Annotated in this window: 21 protein-coding genes and 1 pseudogene; 6 read left to right on the forward strand and 16 right to left on the reverse strand. The window is 61.7% G+C overall.

Annotated features, from left to right (window positions below):
* Positions 1-404: 404 nt before the first annotated feature.
* From QRN41_RS09280 to QRN41_RS09295, 4 genes and pseudogenes are all read right to left on the reverse strand, one after another.
* Positions 405-773: a glyoxalase superfamily protein gene (locus QRN41_RS09280; protein ID WP_034139273.1), complete on the reverse strand. Its 369-nt coding sequence runs from the start codon at positions 771-773 to the stop codon at positions 405-407.
* Positions 774-802: 29 nt separating this feature from the next.
* Complete coding sequence (locus QRN41_RS09285) at positions 803-2,266, reverse strand: N-acyl-D-amino-acid deacylase family protein (RefSeq protein ID WP_167416594.1); 1,464 nt, start codon at positions 2,264-2,266, stop codon at positions 803-805.
* Between the two features lies 1 nt (position 2,267).
* Positions 2,268-3,128 (reverse strand): MurR/RpiR family transcriptional regulator, encoded by an 861-nt coding sequence (locus QRN41_RS09290; RefSeq protein WP_167416593.1) that lies wholly within the window; start codon positions 3,126-3,128, stop codon positions 2,268-2,270.
* A gap of 12 nt (positions 3,129-3,140) precedes the next feature.
* A pseudogene (locus tag QRN41_RS09295) lies at positions 3,141-4,485 on the reverse strand (GntT/GntP/DsdX family permease).
* A 248-nt stretch (positions 4,486-4,733) separates the two neighbouring features.
* Between QRN41_RS09295 and QRN41_RS09300 the strand changes: the two are divergent.
* On the forward strand, positions 4,734-5,114 hold the full coding sequence (locus QRN41_RS09300; RefSeq protein WP_034100626.1) for a lysozyme inhibitor LprI family protein: 381 nt from the start codon (positions 4,734-4,736) through the stop codon (positions 5,112-5,114).
* Between the two features lie 20 nt (positions 5,115-5,134).
* Here QRN41_RS09300 and QRN41_RS09305 read toward each other — a convergent pair whose 3' ends face one another.
* The 4 genes from QRN41_RS09305 to QRN41_RS09320 all read right to left on the reverse strand — a co-directional run bounded on the left by QRN41_RS09305 (position 5,135) and on the right by QRN41_RS09320 (position 9,106).
* Positions 5,135-6,580 carry a SulP family inorganic anion transporter gene (locus tag QRN41_RS09305; RefSeq protein ID WP_167416592.1) on the reverse strand — a complete coding sequence of 482 codons (1,446 nt, stop codon included), beginning with the start codon at positions 6,578-6,580 and terminating at the stop codon, positions 5,135-5,137.
* Between the two features lie 128 nt (positions 6,581-6,708).
* A complete protein-coding gene (locus tag QRN41_RS09310; protein WP_034100570.1) occupies positions 6,709-7,605 on the reverse strand; it encodes a LysR family transcriptional regulator in 897 nt (298 codons plus the stop codon).
* Between the two features lie 30 nt (positions 7,606-7,635).
* Positions 7,636-8,226 (reverse strand): NADPH:quinone oxidoreductase MdaB, encoded by a 591-nt coding sequence (gene mdaB, locus QRN41_RS09315; protein ID WP_167416591.1) that lies wholly within the window; start codon positions 8,224-8,226, stop codon positions 7,636-7,638.
* Positions 8,227-8,341: 115 nt separating this feature from the next.
* Positions 8,342-9,106, reverse strand: a complete 765-nt coding sequence (locus QRN41_RS09320) for a sulfite exporter TauE/SafE family protein (protein WP_167416590.1) — start codon at positions 9,104-9,106, stop codon at positions 8,342-8,344.
* Positions 9,107-9,258: 152 nt separating this feature from the next.
* Here QRN41_RS09320 and QRN41_RS09325 point away from each other — a divergent pair, with 152 nt between their 5' ends.
* Complete coding sequence (locus tag QRN41_RS09325; protein ID WP_167416589.1) at positions 9,259-10,179, forward strand: LysR family transcriptional regulator; 921 nt, start codon at positions 9,259-9,261, stop codon at positions 10,177-10,179.
* A gap of 45 nt (positions 10,180-10,224) precedes the next feature.
* Here QRN41_RS09325 and kynU read toward each other — a convergent pair whose 3' ends face one another.
* Positions 10,225-11,475, reverse strand: a complete 1,251-nt coding sequence (gene kynU / locus QRN41_RS09330) for a kynureninase (protein WP_167416588.1) — start codon at positions 11,473-11,475, stop codon at positions 10,225-10,227.
* 144 nt (positions 11,476-11,619) lie between these two features.
* On the opposite strand from kynU, the gene QRN41_RS09335 reads away from it, so the two are divergent.
* Both QRN41_RS09335 and QRN41_RS09340 read left to right on the forward strand, forming a co-directional pair.
* Complete coding sequence (locus QRN41_RS09335) at positions 11,620-12,093, forward strand: Lrp/AsnC family transcriptional regulator (protein ID WP_034100577.1); 474 nt, start codon at positions 11,620-11,622, stop codon at positions 12,091-12,093.
* A gap of 222 nt (positions 12,094-12,315) precedes the next feature.
* A complete protein-coding gene (locus QRN41_RS09340) occupies positions 12,316-13,719 on the forward strand; it encodes an amino acid permease (RefSeq protein ID WP_034100579.1) in 1,404 nt (467 codons plus the stop codon).
* 40 nt (positions 13,720-13,759) lie between these two features.
* Here the strand turns inward: QRN41_RS09340 and kynA are convergent, their stop codons facing one another.
* Positions 13,760-14,617 carry a tryptophan 2,3-dioxygenase gene (kynA, locus tag QRN41_RS09345; protein ID WP_034100581.1) on the reverse strand — a complete coding sequence of 286 codons (858 nt, stop codon included), beginning with the start codon at positions 14,615-14,617 and terminating at the stop codon, positions 13,760-13,762.
* The gene (gene kynB / locus QRN41_RS09350; protein ID WP_034139282.1) at positions 14,614-15,264 is read right to left on the reverse strand and encodes an arylformamidase; all 651 of its coding nucleotides are present in this window, start codon (positions 15,262-15,264) and stop codon (positions 14,614-14,616) included. The genes kynA and kynB overlap by 4 nt, the downstream gene beginning before the upstream one ends.
* Positions 15,265-15,621: 357 nt before the next feature.
* Here kynB and QRN41_RS09355 point away from each other — a divergent pair, with 357 nt between their 5' ends.
* Positions 15,622-15,966, forward strand: a complete 345-nt coding sequence (locus tag QRN41_RS09355) for a cupin domain-containing protein (protein ID WP_003230905.1) — start codon at positions 15,622-15,624, stop codon at positions 15,964-15,966.
* A gap of 85 nt (positions 15,967-16,051) precedes the next feature.
* Here QRN41_RS09355 and mmsB read toward each other — a convergent pair whose 3' ends face one another.
* Complete coding sequence (gene mmsB, locus QRN41_RS09360) at positions 16,052-16,939, reverse strand: 3-hydroxyisobutyrate dehydrogenase (RefSeq protein ID WP_167416587.1); 888 nt, start codon at positions 16,937-16,939, stop codon at positions 16,052-16,054.
* 15 nt (positions 16,940-16,954) lie between these two features.
* Entirely contained in the window at positions 16,955-18,472 is a 1,518-nt protein-coding gene (locus QRN41_RS09365) for a CoA-acylating methylmalonate-semialdehyde dehydrogenase (RefSeq protein ID WP_034100588.1), read from the reverse strand.
* 132 nt (positions 18,473-18,604) lie between these two features.
* Between QRN41_RS09365 and QRN41_RS09370 the strand changes: the two genes are divergently transcribed.
* The gene (locus tag QRN41_RS09370) at positions 18,605-19,552 is read left to right on the forward strand and encodes a LysR family transcriptional regulator (protein ID WP_123478635.1); all 948 of its coding nucleotides are present in this window, start codon (positions 18,605-18,607) and stop codon (positions 19,550-19,552) included.
* A gap of 400 nt (positions 19,553-19,952) precedes the next feature.
* Here QRN41_RS09370 and yfiB read toward each other — a convergent pair whose 3' ends face one another.
* From yfiB to yfiR, 3 genes are read right to left on the reverse strand one after another with little or no spacing between them, the layout of a single operon-like run.
* Positions 19,953-20,444, reverse strand: a complete 492-nt coding sequence (yfiB, locus tag QRN41_RS09375) for an outer membrane lipoprotein YfiB (RefSeq protein ID WP_034115081.1) — start codon at positions 20,442-20,444, stop codon at positions 19,953-19,955.
* 4 nt (positions 20,445-20,448) lie between these two features.
* A complete protein-coding gene (gene dgcN, locus QRN41_RS09380) occupies positions 20,449-21,711 on the reverse strand; it encodes a diguanylate cyclase DgcN/YfiN (protein ID WP_123478633.1) in 1,263 nt (420 codons plus the stop codon).
* The gene (gene yfiR, locus QRN41_RS09385) at positions 21,708-22,283 is read right to left on the reverse strand and encodes a regulatory sequestration protein YfiR (protein ID WP_034115083.1); all 576 of its coding nucleotides are present in this window, start codon (positions 22,281-22,283) and stop codon (positions 21,708-21,710) included. The genes dgcN and yfiR overlap by 4 nt, the downstream gene beginning before the upstream one ends.
* Between the last annotated feature and the right edge of the window lie 50 nt (positions 22,284-22,333).

A 22,333-nucleotide genomic window follows, 5' to 3' on the forward strand; every position in this document is an offset into this window, starting at 1 on the left:
TCGGATGCACGTCAGTGCTCCTGTGAGGCGGCCAGGTTTAAGGTCCTCGTGCGTGAATCCGGCACGGGTTGCAAGCCCGTGGCAGTCGGTCCAAATATCTGCGCGCGAACCCAGCCAACCTCTTCACGATGATGCAGAACGGGGGCGATACTAGCTCACCCCTCCGCGCCAAGGTGTGACGAGAAACCGCCATTTACCCTTAAAAGTTGTTGCCGTTTTTTGCAGATATGAACGCGGAAAACTGGCGTCTACGGCATCCTCAAAAGGTGTTGCATAAAGCCTTGAAGCCGCAGTAGTATCGCCAGCACGTCAGTGCTCCTGTGAGCCGCAGCCCTGGCCGCAAACCGGGACTGCAAAAAAACCGTCTTAACCAAGACGGTTTTTTATTGCCTGCGATTTACCGCTCAGCCCTCGCCCTCCTCCACAAACACCAGCCGATTGCCGAACGGGTCCTTGATGCTCATCTCCCGCGAGCCCCATGGCGTTTCCTCGACCCCTGGCTTAGCGTAGCGATAATTTTTGGCCAACAATTGCTGCTGATAACCGTCCACGCCTTGTGCCTGGATACGCACAGCGGCGCCAGGCGAGGCATCGCCATGGTGCTCGGACAGATGCAGCACACACTCGCCCAGTGACACTTGCAGGTACAACGGATAATTGGCCTCGAAACGGTGCTGCCAATCCACCTTGAAACCCAGGAAGTCGACGTAGAATTCCAAGGCCTTGGCCTCGTCGAAAATCCGCAGGATGGGGGTGACTTTTCCTAAGTGCATGGCGCTCGCTCCGTGTATGAAGGCGCCCACTATAAAGACGAAAAGCCACCGCGCAAATCCCCGCTGCGCGCCAGGAAGCGACCCGGTCGTTGACCGTTGGCCTGCCCATCGTGGTAGCTCAAAACGCCGTTGACCCACACCCCCTCAATGCCTTCTGCCGCCCGCTGCGGCGCTTTGAAATCGGCCACGTCGCGCACCCGCAGAGGATCGAACAACACCAGATCTGCCCAGTGCCCTTCACGAATTTGACCGCGCTCCGACAAACCAAACCGCGCCGCCGACAAGCCCGTCATTTTGTGTACCGCCGTATGCAGTGGGAACAGCCCCACATCCCGGCTGAAGTGCCCGAGCACCCGTGGGAACGCACCCCACAGGCGCGGATGGGGGAATGGGTCTTCCGGCAAGCCGTCGGAGCCCACCATCGACAACGGATGCGCGAGGATGCGCCGCACATCTGTCTCATCCATGCCGTAGTACACCGCCCCCGCCGGTTGCAGGCGACGTGCTGCGTCGAGCAGCGAAACGTCCCACTCGGCGGCAATGTCCTGCAAGTCGCGCCCACCCATGGACGGGTGCGGCGTCGACCAGGTGATGGTGATGGGGAAAGCATCGGTGACTTGCTTGAGGTCCAGGGTCGAGGAACTGGCGGCGTAGGGGTAGCAATCGCAGCCCACCGGATGGGTGTTCGCGGCGTGTTCCAAGGACGCCAGCAACTGCGGACTACGCCCCCAGTTACCCGCGCCGGCACATTTGAGGTGGGAAATGATCACCGGCGCCTGGGCATGCCGACCGATCAGGAACGCCTCGTCCATGGCCTCCAGCACCGGTTCGAATTCGCTGCGCAAATGGGTGGTGTACACCGCGCCGAAGGCGGTGAGTTCTTCGCTCAGTTGCAGCACCTCATCGGTCTCGGCGTTGAACGCGCTGGCGTAGGCCAGACCGGTGGACAAACCCAGAGCGCCCGCCTCGAGGCTTTCCTTCAACTGCGCGCGCATGGCCGCAATTTCCGCCGGGCTGGCCGTGCGGTACAGGTCATCCAGATGGTTGCTGCGCAGCGCCGTGTGGCCGATCAGCGCCGCGACATTGACTGCCGGCTGGGCGTTTTCCACCGCCTGGCGGTAGTCGGCAAAGCGCGGGTAGGCAAAGGCGTCGCGCCGACCCAGCAGGTTCATCGGGTCCGGAGGATCGCCGCGCAGGCTGACCGGCGCGGCGCTGATGCCACAGTTGCCGACGATCACCGTAGTCACGCCCTGGCTCAGTTTGGGCAGCATCTGCGGTTGGCGGATCACCACGGTGTCGTCATGGGTGTGCACGTCGATAAACCCTGGTGCCAGCACGCGGCCGGTAGCCTCGATGTGATGCTCGGCCACGGCAGCCGACAGGTCACCGATCGATTCGATGCGCCCGGCCAACAGTCCTACATCGGCGACATATCCCGGGGTGTTGCTGCCATCGATAATCAGCGCCTGGCGGATCAACGTGTCGTACTTCATTTCAATCTCCAAGCGGTAAGGCATCGGGGCCGCCGCGGTAGTCGTCCAGGGCCAGCTTGATGCGGCGCAAGCGCTCCTGGTTATCGTCCGGCATGGCCAGCGCCAGCTCGGTGGCGAGCAGGTCAATGGCCAACAGCATGCCGTAGCGCGCCGCCGTGGGTTTGTAGATAAAACTGGTTTCGGCCGGTTGCAGCGGCAGCACGACGTCGGCCATGCGCGCCAAAGGAGAGTCGGCGAGGGTGATGGCGATAACGCGTGCGTCGTAGTTGCGCGCCAGTTCCACCACATCGAGCAACTCGGGCGTCAGGCCGGTCAGCGAGCAGACGATCAATACATGCTGCGGGCCCAGCGTGGCGGCGGTGACGCGCATCATCACCGGGTCATGACAGGCCGCAATCGGAAAACCCAGGCGCACCAGGCGTACTTGCAACTCGTCGCTGCACAGGCTCGACGGCCCGCCCATGCCAAACGCGTGCACCATACGCGCCCGGCTCAACAGGCTGACGGCATCAGCGAAACCTGCCTGCTCGAAGCCCGACAGGTGCTGACGCAGAGTAGCTTCGATATCCCCCAGGATCTGCCGGTGAAACGCCGACTGCTCCGGTGTGCCCGCCGGGTCCAGGAAGCGACTGCCGACGCCGCTGGCCTGGGCCAATTGCAGGCGCAAATCGCGCAGGTCGCGACACCCCACACTGCGGGCAAAGCGCGACAAGGTGGCGGTGCTGACCTCCGCCCGTTGGGACAACGCTTCCAGGCTGGCCGACGCAGCAAACCCCACGTCTTCCAGCATCAGCCGGGCGATGCGCCCTTCGCCGGCGCTGAAGGACGCCTGGCGGGCGCGGATCTGGTAGAGGATGTCCATGGCGTCTCCGAATTACAGCAGGCAGGCCAGACCATAGGTCAGACCGAAGGCAACCACCGAAATCAGGGTCTCCAGCACGGTCCAGGTCTTGAAGGTCTGGATCACCGTCATATTGAAGTATTCCTTGATCAGCCAGAAGCCGCCGTCATTGACGTGGGAAAAGATCACCGAACCGGCGCCGGTGGCCAGCACCAATAATTCCGGGTGTGGATAACCCAGGCCCAGGGCCACCGGCGCCACCACACCGGAGGCGGTGGTCATGGCCACTGTCGCCGAGCCAGTGGCGATGCGCATCAATGCGGCGAACAACCAGCCCATCACCAACGGCGACAGGTGGAAGGCATGGGCCAGGCCAAGAATCTCGTTGGTCACGCCGGCATCCACCAGGATGCGATTCAAACCGCCACCCGCACCCACCAGCAGCGTAATGCTGGCGGTCGGTGCCAGGCATTCGTTGGTAAATTTGAGGATCGACTCGCGATTGAAGCCTTGAGCCAGGCCCAGGGTCCAGAAGCTCACCAGGGTCGCCACCAGCAGCGCGATCACCGAGTTACCGATAAACAACAGGAACTGGTTGAACCCCGTGCCCGGCGTGGAAATCACATTGGCCCAACCGCCGATCATCATCAGTACCACCGGCAACAGAATGGTGGCCATGGTCAGGCTAAAACTCGGGAGGCGGCTACGCGGTTCGCGCTCGATAAACTGGCGCTCCAACGGGTTTTCCGCTGGCAGGTGGATACGCGGGACGATGTACTTGGCGTAGACGGGACCGGCAATGATCGCCGTCGGAATGCCGATCAGAATCGCATACAGCACGGTCTGCCCCACCGACGCGTTGTACGCCAGCACCGCCATCATCGCCGCCGGGTGCGGCGGCACCAGCGCATGCACCACCGACAACCCGGCCACCATCGGCAAACCGACCATCAGGATCGACACCCCCACGCGCCACTGTAAAGGCGATGGGCACCAACAACACAAAGCCCACCTCGAAAAACAGCGGCAGCCCCACCAGGAACGCGATACACACCATGGCCCAATGCGCGTTGCGCTCGCCGAAACGATGGATCAACGTGCGCGCCACCTGCTCGGCGCCGCCGGACTCGGCCATCATCTTGCCAAGCATCGTGCCCAGTGCCACCACCAGGGCGATGTGCCCCAGGGTTTTGCCTACGCCCGCTTCATAGGACCCCATGATGGTGTCCGCCGGCATGCCGGCCATCAGCGCTAGGCCGATGGACACCAGAGTGATAACGATGAACGGGTTGAGTCGGTAACGTGCAATCAGCACGATCAAAGCAATGATGGCGATGGCAGCGTATGCCAACAGCCCGAAGCCCGGTGATGCGGCCATGCGGTACTCCTCGGAAAGGGTCACGTCGAATTGGTTGTGAAAGTCATAAATCATTTCCGCACGGCATTTTCAAACTGCATGAAAGTAACTTTCGTCCACGGATAAGCGCTGTCGCCATCGGGCATGCCCGGCGCCATCGGATGAAAATCAGGGGGGTGTTCTTACATGAGGATCGGACGCTGCCGGAAACTCAAACCGCGCCGTTGGGTCTTAGAATGCGCATCCACTCATGCCCAGGAAAATCGATGATGATTCGTAGCTCTCTCGCCACCGGCGCCGTGCTTCTGGCTTTGTGCGGCCACGCATCGGCTGCCGATAACGCGGCGCTGGAAAAATGCATGGACAGCGCCACCACCACGTTCGACATGGTCACCTGCAACACCAAAGCGGCCAAGGTTCAGGACGAGCGCCTGAACCGCGCCTACAAAACCGCCCTCGCCGCCCAGGAAGGCCCGCGTAAACAGCAACTGCAGGACGTGCAGCGCCTGTGGATAAAGTATCGCGACGCTAATTGCGCCTTCGCCGGTTCGGCAACCGGTGGTTCCATCGATCGGGTCAACGGCTCCGGCTGCGTGCTGGACATGACCCAGACCCGCGCCCAGGAACTCGAAGACCTGGTCGGGCCATAACCCTCACTCAGAGTTGAAGATCAGTCATGATGCACCCGCGCGCGCTTGAGCAGTTTCTTGCAGCGCTCGGACAAATGCAGCACCCGCAGGTGCTTGCCGGCCTTGCTGTAGCGCTCGCGCAAGGTCATCAACGCGGCAATCGCGGAATAATCGACGAAGCTCAGGTGACGACAATCCAGCGTCACCTGGGCCGGGTCGTTGGCCGGGTCGAACTGGTTCAGAAACGGCGTGGTCGAGGCGAAGAACAAGGTGCCGTGCAGGCGATAGAGCTTGCTGCCGTCGGCTTCCAGGTGTTCATCGGCATACAACTCGCGGGCCTGTTGCCAGGCGAAATTCAGCGCTGCAATCACGATCCCGCACAGCACGGCGGTGGCCAGGTCGGTGAACACGGTGATCACCGTCACCGCGATAATCACCAGTACGTCGTTGAGCGGCACTTTATTGATCACCCTCAGCGACGCCCAGGCGAAAGTCTGCTGCGACACCACGAACATCACCCCCACCAGCGCCGCCAACGGGATCCGCTCGATCAGCGGTGACAGAAACAGAATGAACAACAGAATCATCACCCCGGCAAACACCCCGGAAAAACGCCCGCGCCCGCCGGAGCTGAGGTTGATCACAGTTTGCCCGATCATCGCGCAACCACCCATGCCGCCGAACAGACCCGAGACCATATTCGCCGCGCCCAGGGCCACGCTTTCGCGGTCGGGGTAGCCACGGGTTTCGGTGATTTCGTCGGTGAGGTTGAGGGTCAGCAGGGTTTCCAGCAGACCGACCATGGCCATCAGGAACGCGTAGGGCGCGATGATGCCCAGGGTTTCCAGGGTCCAGGGAATCTGCGGCAGCGCAAAGCTCGGCAAGCCGCCGGCGATGTGGGCCATGTCGCCCAGGGTGCGCGTCGGCAAACCCAGCAGGTACACCGCCAGGCCCACGCCGAGGATCGCCACCAGCGCTGGCGGCACTGCGCGGGTGATGCGCGGCAACACATAGACAATCGCCATGGTCACCAGCACCAGGCCGGCCATCACATACAACGGCGTACCGCTGAGCCAGGCTTCACCGTTCTTGAAGTGTTCCAACTGCGCCAAGGCAATGATGATCGCCAGGCCGTTGACGAACCCCAGCATCACCGGGTGCGGCACCATGCGCACCAGTTTGCCCAGGCGCAACAGGCCGAAGGCAACCATGATCAGCCCGCCCAGCAGCACGGTGGCGAGCAAATAGTCCACGCCGTGCTGCACCACCAGCGCGACGATCACCACGGCCATCGAACCGGCCGCCCCCGACACCATCCCCGGCCGCCCGCCGAACAGCGCCGTGAGGGTGCAGATGATAAAAGCGCCGTACAGGCCCATCAGTGGGTTGAGGTGAGCGACCAGAGCAAAGGCGATGCACTCGGGCAGCAACGCAAAGGACGTGGTGAGGCCGGCCAGGGTATCGGCGCGCAGACGGGTGAGGTTCATGAAGTACCAAGGTATTGCGGGGAATAAGGCCGGGAATGGTACGGAATTGAGCGGGGTGGGGCTAGTCTTGAAGGCCGAGTGGGGCCGATCGGGGGCAAGCCCCCTCCCCCATGACTGTGGGAGTCGAATCAGCAGGCATACCGCGCCAGCTTGGCCTGGATAAAGTCCAGGAAGCACTGGATGCGCAGCGCCAACTGGGAGTTGCGATAAAACACCGCGTGGATCGGTTGGCGGTAGCCGCTGTAGAACGTTTCCAGCAGCGGCACCAGGCGCCCGGCGTCGATATCGTCGAAGGTCATGAAGTTCGACAGGCACGCTATGCCTTGCCCCTCCAATGCCAGGTGACGCAGGGTCTCGCCACTGGAAGCGGCGATGCTCGGCTGAATCAACCAGCGGTCGCCTGCCGCGTGGCGCAACGGCCAGTGGTTGAGGGTTTCGGTCTGGGTGAAGCCCAGCAAGGTGTGGCTCGCCAGTTCAGCGACCGTGCGCGGGGTGCCGTGGCGTTCCAAATAGTCGGGGCTGGCGAGGATATGCAACGGCGTGCAGCCCAAGGAACGCGCATGCAGGCTCGAATCGGCCAATGCACCGATGCGAATCGCAATGTCGGTGCTCTGTTCCAGCAGGTCGATGATCAGGTCATCGCTGTTGAGCTCCAGCTGGATCTGCGGGTACAGGCGGCGGAATTCGGCGATGTACGGAATGATCCCGTGCAGCATGAACGGCACCGCCGCGTTGATGCGCAAGCGCCCGGCCGGTGTTTGCTGGCGCGAGGACAAGCGTTCTTCCAGCTCATCCATCTGCGCCAGGATCACCTTGGCCTGCTCGAAGAAGTATTTGCCCTCTTCGGTCAGGTCCATGCGTCGCGTGGTGCGGTTGATCAGCGTGGTGTCGAGCTTGGCTTCCAGGCGCGACAAGGTCCGGCTGACCGCCGACGGCGTCTGCCCGGCCTGCTCCGCCGCCGCGGAAATCGAACCGCACTCGATCACGCTGACAAAGATCTGTAGTTCATCGGACCGGGCTTTCACGGGCGCTCCTCTCTCATCTAGAGGGGCAGCTTACACCGAGAGGTTGAACACCTGCGCCAGATGCTGCTCATAGCGCGCCACATCCGCCTCGATGGCCGGACGCTTCATCACGTCCACGCAGAGGAACGTCGGCAGGCCGGTCATGCCGAGGAACTGATTGGCCTTGTGGAATGGGAAGTACACCGCGTCCACGCCCTTGGCTTCAAAGAAGTCACTGGGGTCGTCGAACGCTTGCTGCGGTGCGTTCCAGGTCAGCGACAACATGTACTGCTTGCCCTGGATCAGGCCGCCGCTGCCGTATTTCTGCGACGCATCGGAACGGGTGCGACCATCGCTGGCATACAGGCTGCCGTGGCCTTCGGTGAAGACTTCGTCGATGTACTTCTTGACGATCCACGGCGCGCCCATCCACCAACCAGGCATCTGATAGATGATCACGTCGGCCCACAGGAACTTGGCGACCTCTTCGGCCACGTCATAGCCGGCGTCGATATGGGTGACCTTGACGTCGATACCGGCACGGTCCAGCACCGCCGCCGCCGCGTCATGCAGGGTGGCGTTGTAGCGGCCATCGGAGTGGGCGAATTGTTTACCGCCGTTGAGCAATAGGACTTTTTTCATGGGAGATTCCAGAAGGTTGAAAGGTCTGGACGCAGACTATCCATCCGGCTCCCTTTGAATAAGCCATGAACCGGCAAAATACATTTGACCTACAGGCACGAATACGCAGCCATTGTTAACCACTGATCAGCAGATGCCCGCCCAAAAACGCCATACCAACAAAAAATACCCGTTTGAACACCACGGCACTGATGCGCTGGCGTACCCACTGACCCAGCCACATGCCCAACAACGCCGGCACCAGCGCCAGCAGCGAGGCATTCAGTTCGGCGCCGCCCAGCCCGCCGCGCCAGGCCAGCCCGGCAGCCAAAGCCAGGGTAGACACGCTGAACGACAGCCCCAACGCCTGCACCAGTTGATCGCGCTGCAAGCCCAGCGCCTGCAGATACGGCACGGCGGGGATCACAAACACTCCGGTGGCGGCGGTCACGATGCCGGTGAGCAATCCGCATAACGGGCCCAGCCAGCGTTCCGTCGCCGAGCCGACGTTGAATGTGGGCAAGAACAACCCGCTCAATGCATACATCAGCAAGGCTGCGCCCAATGCGCGCGTCACCCAGTCACCACTGTCCATGCCCAGCCACAGCGTACCGAGCCCGGTGCCGAGAAAAATCAGCAGCAGCATCGGCCACAGGCGCTTGAACAGCGCACTCAGATGGCCGCCGAACGCCAATTGCCAGAGGTTGGTAACGGTCGAAGGAATGATCAGCAACGCCGCAGCCTGCGCCGGTAACATAGCCAGACCGAGCAAGCCCATGGCCACGGTGGGCAAGCCCAGGCCGACCACCCCTTTGACGGTGCCTGCCAGCATAAAGGTGCCGATCACCAGCAAAGACAAGGCCAGGCCGATATTTTGGTAAAACGTAAGGAAAGTCGTCATTGATCGATAATGACGTTTTCCGATGGGCTCGAAAATTCGCCATATACTGAGCCAGCCTCTTGTTTAGCTTGAGGCTTAGCGCCCCTCGAAACGCCAATGTGGGAGGGGGCTTGCCGCCGATTAGGCCCGCTGAGCCACCCGAGAAACCAGTCATGCACTTTGACCTGATCGACCTGCGTCTCTACCTGCACACCCTGGACGCCGGCAATATCACCGCTGGCGCATCCCGCAGCCATTTGTCCCTGGCCGCCGCCAGCGCGCGCATCCGGGCCATGGAAGCGTCGCTGGGCATCGAGCTGCTGCAACGCGGTCGCCGCGGCGTCAGCCCAACGCCCGCCGGCAAAGCCCTGGCTCGCCACGCGCGGCTGTTATTGCAACAGGCCGATCACTTGCGACAGGACCTGGCCGCCTACGCCAACGGCGTCAAAGGCCAGGTGCGCTTGCTCTGCAATACCACCGCACTGAGTGAATACTTGCCTGAACTGCTGGCGGATGTACTGCGCGAACATCCCAACCTGGATATCGACATGCAGGAACTGCCCAGCCTGCGCATCACCCAGGCGTTACGCCAGGGCACGGCCGATTTGGGGATTATCTCCGACGCCGTCGACACCCACGGCTTGCAGACCCTGCCCTTTCGCGACGACCCACTGCTGCTGATCATGCCGACGGAGCATACGTTGGCGGCAGGCCCGGTCAGTTTTGTCGACAGCCTGCAACACGATTTCGTCGGCCTGGCCGCCCACAGTGCGCTGGCGGTGTACCTGGACGAACAAGCGTTGCACGCCGGCTTTCGCCTGCACGCGCGCATCCGCGCCGAGAGCTTTGATGGGGTGATGCGCATGGTCGCCCGCGGCGCCGGCCTGGGGATCGTGCCCCAGGCCGCGTTGGACCGTTGGCCGGGGGAGCATCACTTTAAAGCCCAGCCCCTGCGCGAGGACTGGGCCTGTCGGCGACTGCTGTTATGCGCGCGCTCGTTCGAACAACTGCCGGGTTACGCCAAGGCCTTGTTCGATGCGCTGGCCAGATCCCCTGGGGGAGAGGGCTTGCCCCCGAAGACGGTACGTCAGTGACAGATGGGCTAACCGACCTATCGGGAACCAGCGCCCTCACACATTTCAGGTGACACTGTGGCGGACCTTGAATTGCGGCTGGTCCCAGGTGCGGTTATCGAGAATCTCACCGAGGATTTCCACGGCATCGAAGACTTCGGTGAAGCTTGTGTACAACGGGGTAAACCCAAAACGCATGATGCGCGGTTCGCGGTAATCGCCGATCACGCCTCGGGCGATCAGGGCCTGGATCACCGCGTAGCCTTCAGGATGCTCGAAGCTCACATGGCTGCCACGCCGGGCGTGTTCACGCGGGGTAATCAGCACAAGGTGATGGGCCGCGCAGCGAGCCTCCACCAAGTCGATAAACAGATCGGTCAACGCCAGGGATTTGCGGCGCAGGCTGGCCATGTCGGTCCGTTCGAACAGTTCCAGCCCGCATTCCACCATCGCCAGCGACGTGATCGGCTGGGTGCCGCACAGGTAACGAGCGATGCCGGCGCTCGGCGCATAGCTGGTCTCCATGGCGAACTGCCGTGTATGCCCGAACCAGCCCGACAACGGCTGGCGCACCAGGTTTACCAGCGCCGGGTTGACCCACACGAACGCCTGGGAACCGGGGCCGCCGTTGAGGTATTTGTAGGTGCAGCCAATTGCGTAATCGGCGCCGGCCCGATGCAGGTCCACCGGCACCGCGCCCGCCGAATGCGCCAGGTCCCAGATCGTCAGCGCACCGCACTCGTGGCTCAGGGTGGTCACGCCCTGCATGTCGTACAGGTAGCCGGTCTTGTAGTTGACGTGGGTGAGCATTACCACGGCCACGTCGGCGTCGATGGCCTGGGTCAGCTCGTCGGGGCTGCTCACCAAGCGCAGCGAATAGCCCTGTTGCAGCAACTCGGCCAGGCCTTCGGCGATGTACAGGTCGGTGGGAAAGTTGCCGGCCTCGCTGACGATCACCTTGCGCGTCGGCGCCCGCTGGCGCTGCACACTCAACGCGGCACTGAGCACTTTGAACAGGTTGATCGAGGTGGTATCGGTGATCGCCACTTCGCCATCGCGTGCGCCGATCAGCGGGGCCAACCGGTCGCCCAGGCGCAGGGCCAGATCCGCCCAGCCCGCGCTGTTCCAACTGCGAATCAAGCCGTCGCCCCACTCCTGGGCAATCACCTGTTGCGCCCGTGCCAGCGATGCCACGGGGCGGGCGCCCAGGGAGTTGCCATCCAGATAGATCATGCCGTGGGGCAGAGCGAACTGCTCACGCAAAGGCGCCAATGGGTCCTGGGCATCAAGGGTTTGGCAATGGCTTCGAAGGGGCATGGGCGATCCTGGTTTTTATAAGAGAAGATGAGCCAAATTATTAACGAAGCTTTAGAGAATTTTCGTGCAAAGTGGTGGGCAACAAGCTAATTAAGCTGTAGGAAATTCGAATTAAACCTCTAAATACGCGGAATTATTCTAAGCATGATTCTTGACCCCACCGACCTGCGCCTCCTGCATTTCCTGCAACAGGATGGCCGTATCAGCAACCAGGAACTGGCGGAAAAAGTCGCCCTGTCGCCCTCTGCCTGCCTGCGCCGCCTACGCCTGCTGGAGAGCGAAGGCGTGATCAGCGGCTACCGGGCGGTGCTGAATGCCGAGCAACTGGGGATCGAATTGGAGGCCATCGTTCACCTGTCTTTGCGCCAGGACGTGGAGGATTGGCACGAGACGTTCATCAAGAAAGTGCAAGGCTGGCCGGAAGTGGCCAGCGCCTATGTGATCACCGGCGCCAGCAACTATGTGCTACGGGTACAGGCGCGTAACCTCAAGCATTTTTCGGACTTTATCGTGAACCACCTAAACCGCACGGCGGGGGTGACGGATATTCGCTCGGAGATCGTGCTGCAGAAAATCAAGGATCGGGATGAGGTGTTGGATCTGGTCGTGCGCAAATAATCAGCCACGCCCCCATTCAAATGTGAGAGGGAGTTGACCCGGCAAGCACGGCCACCTCAACAATGGTGGAATCCGCCCAACAATGGCTGTTGGATCAGGCACTTGATGGCGTTCAGCTGTATTACGAACAGTTCACGCAGAGTAATATCTGACCCCAGCACTTCTGAGGGGCTGATGCGGCCTGCACTCACCCTTAAGAAAAACAAGTAGAAGGGAACGTTAATGGCGGATGACATGGTTAACCCGGTGGGCCTCAAGCGTGGCTTGAAGAACCGGCATATTCAGCTGATCGCTTTGGGCGGCGCCATCGGTACGGGGTTGTTCCTCGGCTCGGCCGGGGTACTCAAGTCTGCCGGGCCGTCGATGATCCTCGGCTACGCGATCGCCGGTTTCATCGCCTTCCTGATCATGCGCCAGCTCGGCGAAATGATCGTCGAAGAGCCGGTGGCCGGTTCTTTCAGCCACTTCGCGCACAAATACTGGGGCGGTTACGCGGGCTTCCTGGCAGGCTGGAACTACTGGGTGCTGTATGTGCTGGTGGGCATGGCCGAACTGACGGCGGTGGGCAAATACATCCAGTTCTGGTGGCCGGAGATTCCGACCTGGGTCAGTGCGTTGGTGTTCTTCGTCGCAGTGAACTTGATCAATACGCTGAACGTGAAGTTCTTCGGTGAGGCCGAGTTCTGGTTCGCGATCATCAAGGTGGTGGCGATTGTCGGCATGATCGTGCTCGGCTGCTATTTGCTGTTCAGCGGCAGCGGCGGCCCCCAGGCCTCCATCGACAATCTGTGGAGCCACGGCGGGTTCTTCCCCAATGGCGGCATGGGGCTGTTGATGTCCATGGCGTTCATCATGTTCTCCTTCGGTGGCCTGGAGCTGGTGGGCATTACCGCCGCCGAGGCCAGCGAACCGCGCAAGGTGATCCCCAAGGCGATCAATCAGGTGGTGTACCGCATCCTGATTTTCTACGTGGGTGCGCTGACCGTGCTGCTGTCGCTGTATCCATGGGACCAATTGCTGCAAACCCTCGGCGCGTCGGGCGACGCTTACAGCGGCAGCCCGTTCGTGCAGATCTTCTCGCTGATCGGTAACGACACCGCTGCGCACATCCTCAACTTCGTGGTGCTGACCGCGGCGCTGTCGGTGTACAACAGCGGCGTGTACTGCAACAGCCGCATGTTGTTCGGCCTGGCCGAGCAAGGCGATGCGCCCAAAGCGCTGATGAAGCTCAACAAGCAAGGCGTGCCGCTGCGAGCCCTGGCGATCTCGGCGCTGGTGACGATGCTGTGCGTGGTGGTCAACTACGTCGCGCCGCAGAGCGCGCTGGAGTTGCTGTTCGCCCTGGTGGTTGCCTCGTTGATGATCAACTGGGCGCTGATCAGCATCACCCATATCAAGTTCCGCAAGGCCATGGGCCAGCAAGGCGTGGAGCCGTCGTTCAAGACCTTCTGGTTCCCGTTCAGCAACTACCTGTGCCTGGCGTTCATGTTGATGATCGTCAGCGTGATGCTGGCCATTCCGGGGATTCGCGAGTCGGTGTTTGCGATGCCGGTGTGGGTGGGGGTGATCTATGTGGCCTATCGGTTGCGAATGAGTAAGGCGAAAGCGGTCGCCGCTGCGCAGTGATAGCCATATGGGAGAGGGCTTGCCCCCCTCCCATATTTGTTTACAGCGTGGAACGCACTCGCCACAGCTCGGGGAACAACACCGTGTCGAGCATCTTGCGCAGGTAACCCACGCCTTCGGTTCCCCCGGTGCCCGGTTGGAAGCCGATGATGCGCTCTACCGTGGTCACATGGCGGAAGCGCCACTGGCGGAACGAGTCCTCCAGGTCGATAAACTTTTCGGCCAACTGGTACAGGTCCCAGTAACGGCTCGGATCGCGATACACCTCGCGCCATGCCGCCTCCACCGAGTCATCGTGTACGGTCGCGGCCGTTGGGTCGCGTTCGGCGCGTTGCGGGTCAATCGCCAAACCGGCCTTGACCATCAAATTGATCGCCTCGTCATACAGCGACGGCGTGGCAATCGCCACTTGCAGTTGCTGCAACAATTCCGGTCGATGGGCATGGGGCCGCAACAATGCCGGGCTCTTGTTGCCGAGAATAAATTCGATCTCACGGTACTGAAACGACTGGAACCCCGACGACTGCCCCAGGAACGGGCGAATGGCCTTGTATTCCGACGGTGTCATGGTCGCCAGCACGGCCCAGGCATGCACCAGTTGGTCGAAGATTCGCGACACCCGCGCCAGCATCTTGAACGCCGGCGGCAACTCGCCCAGGCGCACATGCTCGCGGGCGGCCTTGAGTTCATGGAGCATCAGCTTCATCCACAGCTCGGAGGTCTGGTGCTGGATGATAAACAGCATTTCGTTGTGGTCCGGCGACAGAGGGTGCTGGGCGCTGAGCACTTTGCCCAGGTCCAGGTAGTCGCCGTAGCTCATGGACTCGGAAAAATTCAGCTCGGCGTTATGCCATTCTTCCGGGGCTTGGTAGTCGGCAGAAAAGGGACATTGGCTCATCGCGTGGGCTCCTTGAGCGGGCGCAGGATTGCGCGGACCGGGCTGGCGTCGAGGTGGGCAAAGCGCAGCGGCAAGGCGATCAGCTCGTAGTCGCCCTCCGGCACGTCGTCGAGCACGATGCCTTCGAGAATCGCCATGCCATGCCGGGCCACGGCGTTGTGAGCGTCCATGGTCTTGGACTGTTGCGGGTCCAGGGACGGGGTGTCGATACCGATCAGTCGCACCCCCAGGCTGGCAAGCCGCTCGATGGTTTGCGCGGCGATGGCGGTGAAATTCTCATCCCACTCGGTCAGCGGCGCTTGTGGATAAGTACGCAGCAATACGCGCTCGGGCAAGTTATCCACACGACCGTCGAGCTGATGGGGCTGCACCAGCGCGCCACTGTCCAGGCAATGCAGCACTCGGCACGGGCCCATGTACACATCCAGCGACACCTCGCCAATCGGCGCGCCGTCGGCGCTGTAATGCAGCGGTGCATCCACATGGGCGCCGGTATGCGGCGAAAAGGTCACACGCCCGACATTCACCGGACACTCCGGGCCCAACTGCCATACGCGTTCTTCCTGAAACGGCGTATCGCCCGGCCAGGTGGGCGTGGCCGCGCTCAAGGGCGGGCTGATGTCCCACCACGTTTTTATTGGGTTCATGCTCAAGGCTCTCGGTCGTTACTGGAGTGAATGATACGAGGGCCTGCTGTGAATTTTCTTGCAAATTCTGGCGTAAGAGGTGAGTTCTTTCGCACTTACTGCGAGAAACAGGCTTATTCACGCTCGAATATGTCGCCTAATGTGGGAGGGGGGCTTGCCCCCGATTAAGTGGGCCAGTTGATCCAGGTGCCCGTTGTGACGCCGCCATCAAGGGCAAGCCCCTCCCACACTGACCTCGCCGTGCCAATAACACCCTATTCACCTGCGTTTCTGGACATCCCGATGTCGAGTTCAGACCACTGAGGGTGCCGGCGACGCTATAGGGTTCGACTCTCGTTTCCTTGCCTCGGAGTCATCATGTCCAAGCCCATTACCGTACTGCGCGACACCCATCCCTTGCCGGTCCTGGATGCCTGCAAATGGGAGAAGCTCGAAGGCGACCCGCACACCGTCAACCTTAACGCCTACACCAGCGAAGACGGCAGCAAGATCATGGGCACTTGGATCTGCACCCCAGGCAAGTGGTATGTGGAATACGTGAAGTGGGAATACTGCCACTTCCAGGAAGGCTACTGCGTGATCACCCCCGAAGGGATGGAGCCGATTCACTTGCGGGCTGGGGATATCTTTGTGGTGGAGCCAGGGATGAAGGGGACGTGGGAAGTGGTCGAGACGGTGCGTAAGTATTTTGTGTTTGCCTGAGTAATCACCCGCTTATGGGGGGATTGGGCAGGTTGGTGGTGAGCGGGCTGGTCCTGCTCACCACGCAGTTTCCTTTGCGTAGGATCTACTTAGGCTTGCGATAGCTGTTAACAATCGCCGAGAAGTCCTTGCCGCCCTCCCCGCGCTGGCTCATGGATTGATACAACTGTTGGGCCACAGCGCCCAGAATCACCGGTTGCTTGGCCTGGCGGGCAGCTTCGGTGGCCAACCCCAAGTCCTTGAGCATCAGGTCCGCGCCGAAACCGCCGGTATAGCCGCGCGACGCAGGGGCAGTTTCGATCACGCCTGGCCACGGGTTGTAAGTGTCGGAACTCCAGCAGCGCCCGGTGGAGCTGTTGATAATGCCCGCAAGCACCTGGGTGTCGATCCCCAACGCATCGCCTAAAGCCATGGCTTCGCTGACGCCCACCATGCTGATGCCCAGCAACAGGTTGTTGCAGATCTTGGCGATCTGACCAGTACCTACTTCACCGCAATGCACGATGTTGCGGCCCATTTGCCCCAGTACCGGTTGCAGGGTAGCGAACAGTTCAGGGGTCGCGCCGACCATAAAGGTCAGCGTACCCGCCTGGGCGCCGCCGGTGCCGCCGGAGACGGGCGCGTCGGCCATCGCCACGCCGTGTTTGGCTGCCGCTGCGGCCACATCGCGAGCAGTCTGCGGGTCGATGGTGCTGCAATCCACCGCCGGCACGCCGCTACCGATACCGGCGAGTACGCCATCGTCATTGAGCCACACACTGCGTACATGGGCGGCGGCCGGCAGCATGGTAATCACCAGCTCTGCGCCCTGGGCCGCATGGCGTGGCGAGTCGCTGATGGTACCGCCCAGTTCGGCGAGTTCCTTGAGCACGGTATGGTTGAGGTCGAACAGGTTCAGCGCGTGGCCGGCCTTGATCAAGTTGCGGGCCATGGGCGCGCCCATGTTGCCCAAACCGATAAATGCAATCTTCATGAGGGTCTCCCGGAATCAGCGCAGGTTGATGGTGGTGTTGACGCCATCGTTGACCGTGTCGTCGTCGAACCAGCGGCTCGTGACGGTTTTGGTCTGGGTGTAGAACTGCACCACTTGCTTGCCGTAGGGGCCGAGGTCACCGAGCTTGGAACCACGGGAACCGGTGAAGCTGAAGAACGGCACCGGCACAGGGATCGGGATGTTGATACCCACCTGGCCCACGTCGATTTCGCTCTGGAATTTACGCGCCGCCGCCCCACTCTGGGTAAACAGGCCGGTGCCATTGCCGAACGGGTTGGCGTTGACCAGGGCGATGGCCTCATCAAGGGTGTCGACTTCGATCACCACCAGCACCGGGCCGAAGATTTCTTCGGTGTAGATGCGCATGTCCGTGGTCACGCCCGAGAACAGGGTCGGGCCGACAAAGTTGCCCTGCTCGAAACCCGGCACCTGGATGTCGCGACCGTCCAATTCGAGCTTGGCGCCTTGCTGCACGCCACTTTCGATCAGCTCCAGGATGCGTGCCTTGGCGCGCTTAGAAATCACCGGGCCGACATCGGTGCCGGCTTCGCTGCCGGCGTTGACCTTGAGCTTCTGCGCCAGCGCCTTCAGGTCCGGCAGCCATTGCTTGGACGCGCCCACCAGCACCACCACCGACGTGGCCATGCAGCGCTGGCCTGCCGCACCGAAACCGGCGCCGACCAAGGCATTGAGGGTGTGTTCGCGGTTGGCATCCGGCAGCACGACGGCGTGGTTCTTGGCGCCCATCATCGACTGCACGCGCTTGCCGTGCTTGCCGGCCAGGTCATACACGTGGGTGCCGACGGCGGTGGAGCCGACGAAGGACACCGCCTTGATGTCCTTATGAGTGCACAGTGCATCTACCACGTCCTTGCCGCCATGCACCACGTTGAGCACACCGGCCGGTACGCCGGCTTCCAGCGCCAGCTCCACCAGCAGCATGGTCGATAGTGGGTCCTGTTCGGACGGTTTGAGGACGAAGGTGTTACCACAGGCGATGGCCATCGGGAACATCCATAGCGGAATCATCGCCGGGAAGTTGAACGGGGTAATGCCCGCACACACGCCGATGGGCTGACGCAGGGTGTAGGTATCGACGCCACCGGCGACGTTCTCGGCGAACTCGCCCATTTGCAGGGTACCGATGGAACAGGCGTGCTCCACCACTTCCAAGCCACGGAAAATATCGCCCTCGGCATCGGCAATAGTCTTACCCTGCTCGGCGCTGAGCACGACAGCGATGCGTTTGGAATGTTCGCGAATCAACGCCTGCAGCTTGAGCATGATGCGCATGCGCGCGCCGATCGGCGTTAGCTTCCAGGTCTGGAAGGCGCGATGGGCGGCATCGATGGCGGCGTTGACTTCATCGGCAGTGGCAAACGGGACTTTGGCCAACACTTGCTGAGTGGCGGGGTTGACGATGTCTTGCCACTGGGTGGTCTTGGACTCGACCCACTCACCGTTGATCAGCAACTTGACCGGTTGTACGGAAATTTCGGCAGATGCGTTCATGTGGTCTCCAATTCTTATTTATATGCAGAGAACCAAGGCGTTGAACCGCCTTGAAGAATGAGGCGTTCGGACTGTTTTTGGAGTATAGATGTGCAAATCTCTAATAAGAACGCACATAAAAGCCGGACCAATATGCAAAAAAACATCACGTCGCTGGGCTCCCTGAACTGGGATGACCTGAAGTTTTTCCTCGAAGTGGCCCGCACCCGCAAGGCCAGCGTCGCCGCCAAGCGCCTGGCGGTGGACTACACCACGGTGTCGCGGCGCATCAGTTCGCTGGAAGTGTCATTGGGCACGCTGCTGTTCGAAAAATCCCGCACCAACGGCTTTGTACTCACCCTCGAAGGCCAACGATTGCTGGGCTACGCCGAGTCCATTGAAAGCACCCTGCACATGGCCTGCGAGCAGGTGTCCGGCTCCGGCGTCGCTCTGTCCGGGCATGTGCGCATGGGCTGCACCGAGGGCTTCGGCAGCTTCTTCGTCACGCCGCAATTGAGCCACTTTGTCGACACCTACCCGGCGATCTCCGTCGACATCCTGCCCCTGCCCCACTTCATCAGCCTGTCCAAGCGCGAAGCCGACATCGTCATCGCCCTGGAACGCCCGGAACACGGGCCGTACGTGTGTTGCAAACTGTGCGACTACACCCTACAGCTGTACGCCACCCAGGATTACCTCGACCAACACCCGCCGATCCAACGCCCGGCGGACCTGGCCACCCACCCGTTTATCAGTTACGTCGATGACCTGGCCTTCAGCTCCGAGCTGCTCTACCTGGCCAACGTAGTCCCCGGCGCCAGCGCCAGCCTGCGCAGCACCAGCGTGATTGCGCAGTACGTCGCGGCACAACAGGGCCGCTCGATGGCGATACTGCCGTGCTTCCTGGCGGCACAAGACCCACGCTTGTTGCCGGTGCTGGGGGAGCAAATCACGATCACGCGCCAGTTTTGGATGTATTGCCGGGAGGACTTAAGGAAGCTGAAGCGGATTACGTTGTTGTGGGACTACATCCGGGAAGTGACCGAGCAGAACCGGGGGTTGTTGATGGGGGAAACGCGGGAGATGCGGTTTGCGGATTAATCGGCCGAAGCCAGACCAACAGGTGGGCAGGGACTCGCCGTGGTTCAGCCACGCCGCCATCGGGGGCAAGCCCCCTCCCACCTCGAATGCATTGCAGGTTGAATACCTGGCTGACGAAACCAGATCAAATGTGGGAGAGGGCTTGCCCCCTCCCACCTCGAATGCGTTGCAAGTTGAATACCTGGCTGACGAAACCAGATCAAATGTGGGAGAGGGCTTGCCCCCTCCCACCTCGAATGCGTTGCAGGTTGAATACCTGGCTGACGAAACCAGATCAAATGTGGGAGGGGGCTTGCCCCCGATGGGGCCTGCTCAGTCGATACCTGTGTTGCAGACCCACCGCTTTCGGGGGGGCAAGCTCATACTTGATCGGCATTCAGGTTGAAGCACCCGAAACCGCTCAGTCGGCAATCACCACAATCGCCACCCGTCGATTCTCGGTGCGCCCTGCGGCTGTATCGTTCGACGCCACGGGCTGGCTGCTGCCCAAGCCGCGCAGTTGGATGTTTTCTTCTTTCATACCCACGCTCGTCAGCACCGTGGCCACGCTTTTGGCGCGGCGCAGGGAGAGTTGCTCGTTGTAGGCTTCTTTGCCGGAGGCGTCGGTGTGGCCGTCCACGCGTACGCGCTCTATGCCCACGCCGAGCAGGGCTTTACCGATGCGTTGGACGATCGCGGTGCTCGGCGGGTTGAGGGTTTCGATGTCGCTGCCGAACAGCACTTTGCCCGACAGGCCGAATGCCCAGCCGTCATCCGTGAGTTCAAAGCCCTGTTGTTTGAGCACCGCGACTTGCGCCGGGGTCAGGCCTTTAGGGGGTTGTGTCTGACAGCCGCCGAGGGCCAACAAGGCCACCAGCACGGTAAGAAACAGAACGCGTGCAGTCGAGAACAAGGGATCAACTCCTGTGTTGAACGTTAACAGCAGAGTGCTCCGACTCCGCCGTGTGCTGGCCGCCCTGGGTCAGGCGTTTGGCCTGGTACATCGCCGCGTCGGCGGCATTGAGCAAGGTGCCGGGTGTGGCGCCATGCTCGGGGTAAATAGCAATGCCGATGCTGAGCGACGTCAGCACTTGAGTGCCACCCGGCACCTCAATCGGCATGTCCATGCTGGCGATGATCTTGTCAGCGATGCGTTGCGCGTCCTCGGCCTTGTGCAACGGCGCAAGCAGGATGGCGAACTCGTCACCGCCCAGGCGCGCCACCAGGTCACCGTCACGCAGTTGCGCGCGCACACGGGCAGCGACAGCCACCAGCACCGCGTCGCCGGCGGCGTGGCCGAAGTTGTCGTTGATGTCTTTGAAGCGATCGCTGTCGAGGAACAATACCGCGACCCGCTCGTCGAGCTTGGCCGCGCCGCGCAGGGCTCGAATCAGCCGACCTTCGAAGAACGCGCGGTTGGGCAGGCCGGTCAGGCTGTCGTGGTTGGCCTGGTGGGCCAGGGTTTCGTTTTCGCTTTGCAGGTGGCTTTGCCAGGCTTCCATTTCGCCGAGCAAGGCATTGAAGTCACTGCCCAGGCTGTCGAGTTCGGCGATGCGCGCGGGCGGTACACGTCGATCAAAATCCCGCTCGCTGCGAGCGGCGTGAGCCACGGCGGCCAGGCTTTGCAACGGCACGGTGATCCCGCGCAGCAGTCGCCGGGCCAGGTGTAATGCGACCCAGGCGCTGAGGGCGGTGCAGATCAGAATCCCGGCCAGACCACTGAGCAGGAAGCGCAGCAGGCTGCCGCCGTGGCCGGTCAGGTGGATACTGCCGACGGTGCGGCCCTGGTGCAGGATCGGTTGGTTGATCGGCTGTTCAAGCAGGGCATGCGCCAGTGCCAGTTCCACCCGCGAGAGCATGCCGGTTTCGGGGCGTGCCCAGTGGGCCAGTAACTTGCCGTTGGCGTCGAAAACGTCGGCATCGGCCACCTCTTCGGTGGACGCAATCAGGCTCAGTGCCTCGGTGGCTGCGGCGCGGTCGTTGAACACCACCGCCGCTTCCACGGTGTAAGTGATGGAGCGTGCGATCAGGTGCAAGTTGTGTTCGGCATAGACGCGCAGCGCCAGCACGCCGAGCAGGGTCAGGGACACACTGGCCAGGGTCACCGCCACCAGAGCCAGGATCAAATGACCACGGCCGATAACCGAGCGCAGGCTAGGTCGCACTTTCACATGGGTCATGGAGCAGGCGCCCGGCGGCGGGACAGTTGCAGCACGCTGGGGTGAATGCGCACGCCGCTGCGTGCCACCGAGTCGAGGTTGACCTCGAACGACACTTGTTCATCGCTTACGCGCAGGCAAAACAAGCTGCCGACGGTGCACTGGTCGCCGCCTTCGCTGATGCTGAGCACCGGGTGGCCGATCAACGAGGCAAACAATTGGCTGCGCTCATCGGCGGTAAGCTTGCCGATGTACACCGCGTCGCAGGCGTTGACGATATCGGGATGGTTGACCAACAGGCGCTGCACCACCACCGGACGGCCGGTCGCCTGGGTGGTGCCTTTGATCAGGTCATCGGTGTATTGGGTGGGCCCGACGATACACAGGCGCAATTGCGCTGGCTCCACCGGCCACCGCGCGTAACTGAGAATACCGAGTACCACCTGAGTGACCGCCTGGGCACGCTGCGCGGCCATACCCTCGGTGGCCGGGACGTCCGCAAACCCGTATGGCGCCAGCGCACACAGCAGCGCCATCAGCAGCAGGCGTCTCCAGCTCCAACGGCACTCTGTGGGCGAGACAGCCACGTTCATGCTGCGATTCTCTCAGGTGTTTTCGTGGGGTGATGCCGCAACGATAGCAC

This window comes from Pseudomonas sp. efr-133-TYG-23 (assembly GCF_030209215.1).
GTDB classification, from domain to species: Bacteria; Pseudomonadota; Gammaproteobacteria; order Pseudomonadales; family Pseudomonadaceae; genus Aquipseudomonas; species Aquipseudomonas rhodesiae.

Excerpts from the sequence above, each read along its gene's own strand:
- QRN41_RS09325 (WP_167416589.1), top strand. The coding sequence starts at position 9,259 with ATGCACTTTGACCTGATCGACCTGCGTCTCTACCTGCACACCCTGGAC.
- QRN41_RS09305 (WP_167416592.1), bottom strand. The coding sequence starts at position 6,580 with ATGAACCTCACCCGTCTGCGCGCCGATACCCTGGCCGGCCTCACCACG.
- QRN41_RS09355 (WP_003230905.1), top strand. The coding sequence starts at position 15,622 with ATGTCCAAGCCCATTACCGTACTGCGCGACACCCATCCCTTGCCGGTC.
- QRN41_RS09285 (WP_167416594.1), bottom strand. The coding sequence starts at position 2,266 with ATGAAGTACGACACGTTGATCCGCCAGGCGCTGATTATCGATGGCAGC.
- QRN41_RS09320 (WP_167416590.1), bottom strand. The coding sequence starts at position 9,106 with ATGACGACTTTCCTTACGTTTTACCAAAATATCGGCCTGGCCTTGTCT.
- QRN41_RS09335 (WP_034100577.1), top strand. The coding sequence starts at position 11,620 with ATGATTCTTGACCCCACCGACCTGCGCCTCCTGCATTTCCTGCAACAG.
- QRN41_RS09290 (WP_167416593.1), bottom strand. The coding sequence starts at position 3,128 with ATGGACATCCTCTACCAGATCCGCGCCCGCCAGGCGTCCTTCAGCGCC.
- kynA (WP_034100581.1), bottom strand. The coding sequence starts at position 14,617 with ATGAGCCAATGTCCCTTTTCTGCCGACTACCAAGCCCCGGAAGAATGG.
- mdaB (WP_167416591.1), bottom strand. The coding sequence starts at position 8,226 with ATGAAAAAAGTCCTATTGCTCAACGGCGGTAAACAATTCGCCCACTCC.
- mmsB (WP_167416587.1), bottom strand. The coding sequence starts at position 16,939 with ATGAAGATTGCATTTATCGGTTTGGGCAACATGGGCGCGCCCATGGCC.
- QRN41_RS09365 (WP_034100588.1), bottom strand. The coding sequence starts at position 18,472 with ATGAACGCATCTGCCGAAATTTCCGTACAACCGGTCAAGTTGCTGATC.
- yfiR (WP_034115083.1), bottom strand. The coding sequence starts at position 22,283 with ATGAACGTGGCTGTCTCGCCCACAGAGTGCCGTTGGAGCTGGAGACGC.
- QRN41_RS09300 (WP_034100626.1), top strand. The coding sequence starts at position 4,734 with ATGATTCGTAGCTCTCTCGCCACCGGCGCCGTGCTTCTGGCTTTGTGC.
- QRN41_RS09340 (WP_034100579.1), top strand. The coding sequence starts at position 12,316 with ATGGCGGATGACATGGTTAACCCGGTGGGCCTCAAGCGTGGCTTGAAG.
- kynU (WP_167416588.1), bottom strand. The coding sequence starts at position 11,475 with ATGCCCCTTCGAAGCCATTGCCAAACCCTTGATGCCCAGGACCCATTG.
- QRN41_RS09280 (WP_034139273.1), bottom strand. The coding sequence starts at position 773 with ATGCACTTAGGAAAAGTCACCCCCATCCTGCGGATTTTCGACGAGGCC.
- QRN41_RS09370 (WP_123478635.1), top strand. The coding sequence starts at position 18,605 with ATGCAAAAAAACATCACGTCGCTGGGCTCCCTGAACTGGGATGACCTG.
- dgcN (WP_123478633.1), bottom strand. The coding sequence starts at position 21,711 with ATGACCCATGTGAAAGTGCGACCTAGCCTGCGCTCGGTTATCGGCCGT.
- kynB (WP_034139282.1), bottom strand. The coding sequence starts at position 15,264 with ATGAACCCAATAAAAACGTGGTGGGACATCAGCCCGCCCTTGAGCGCG.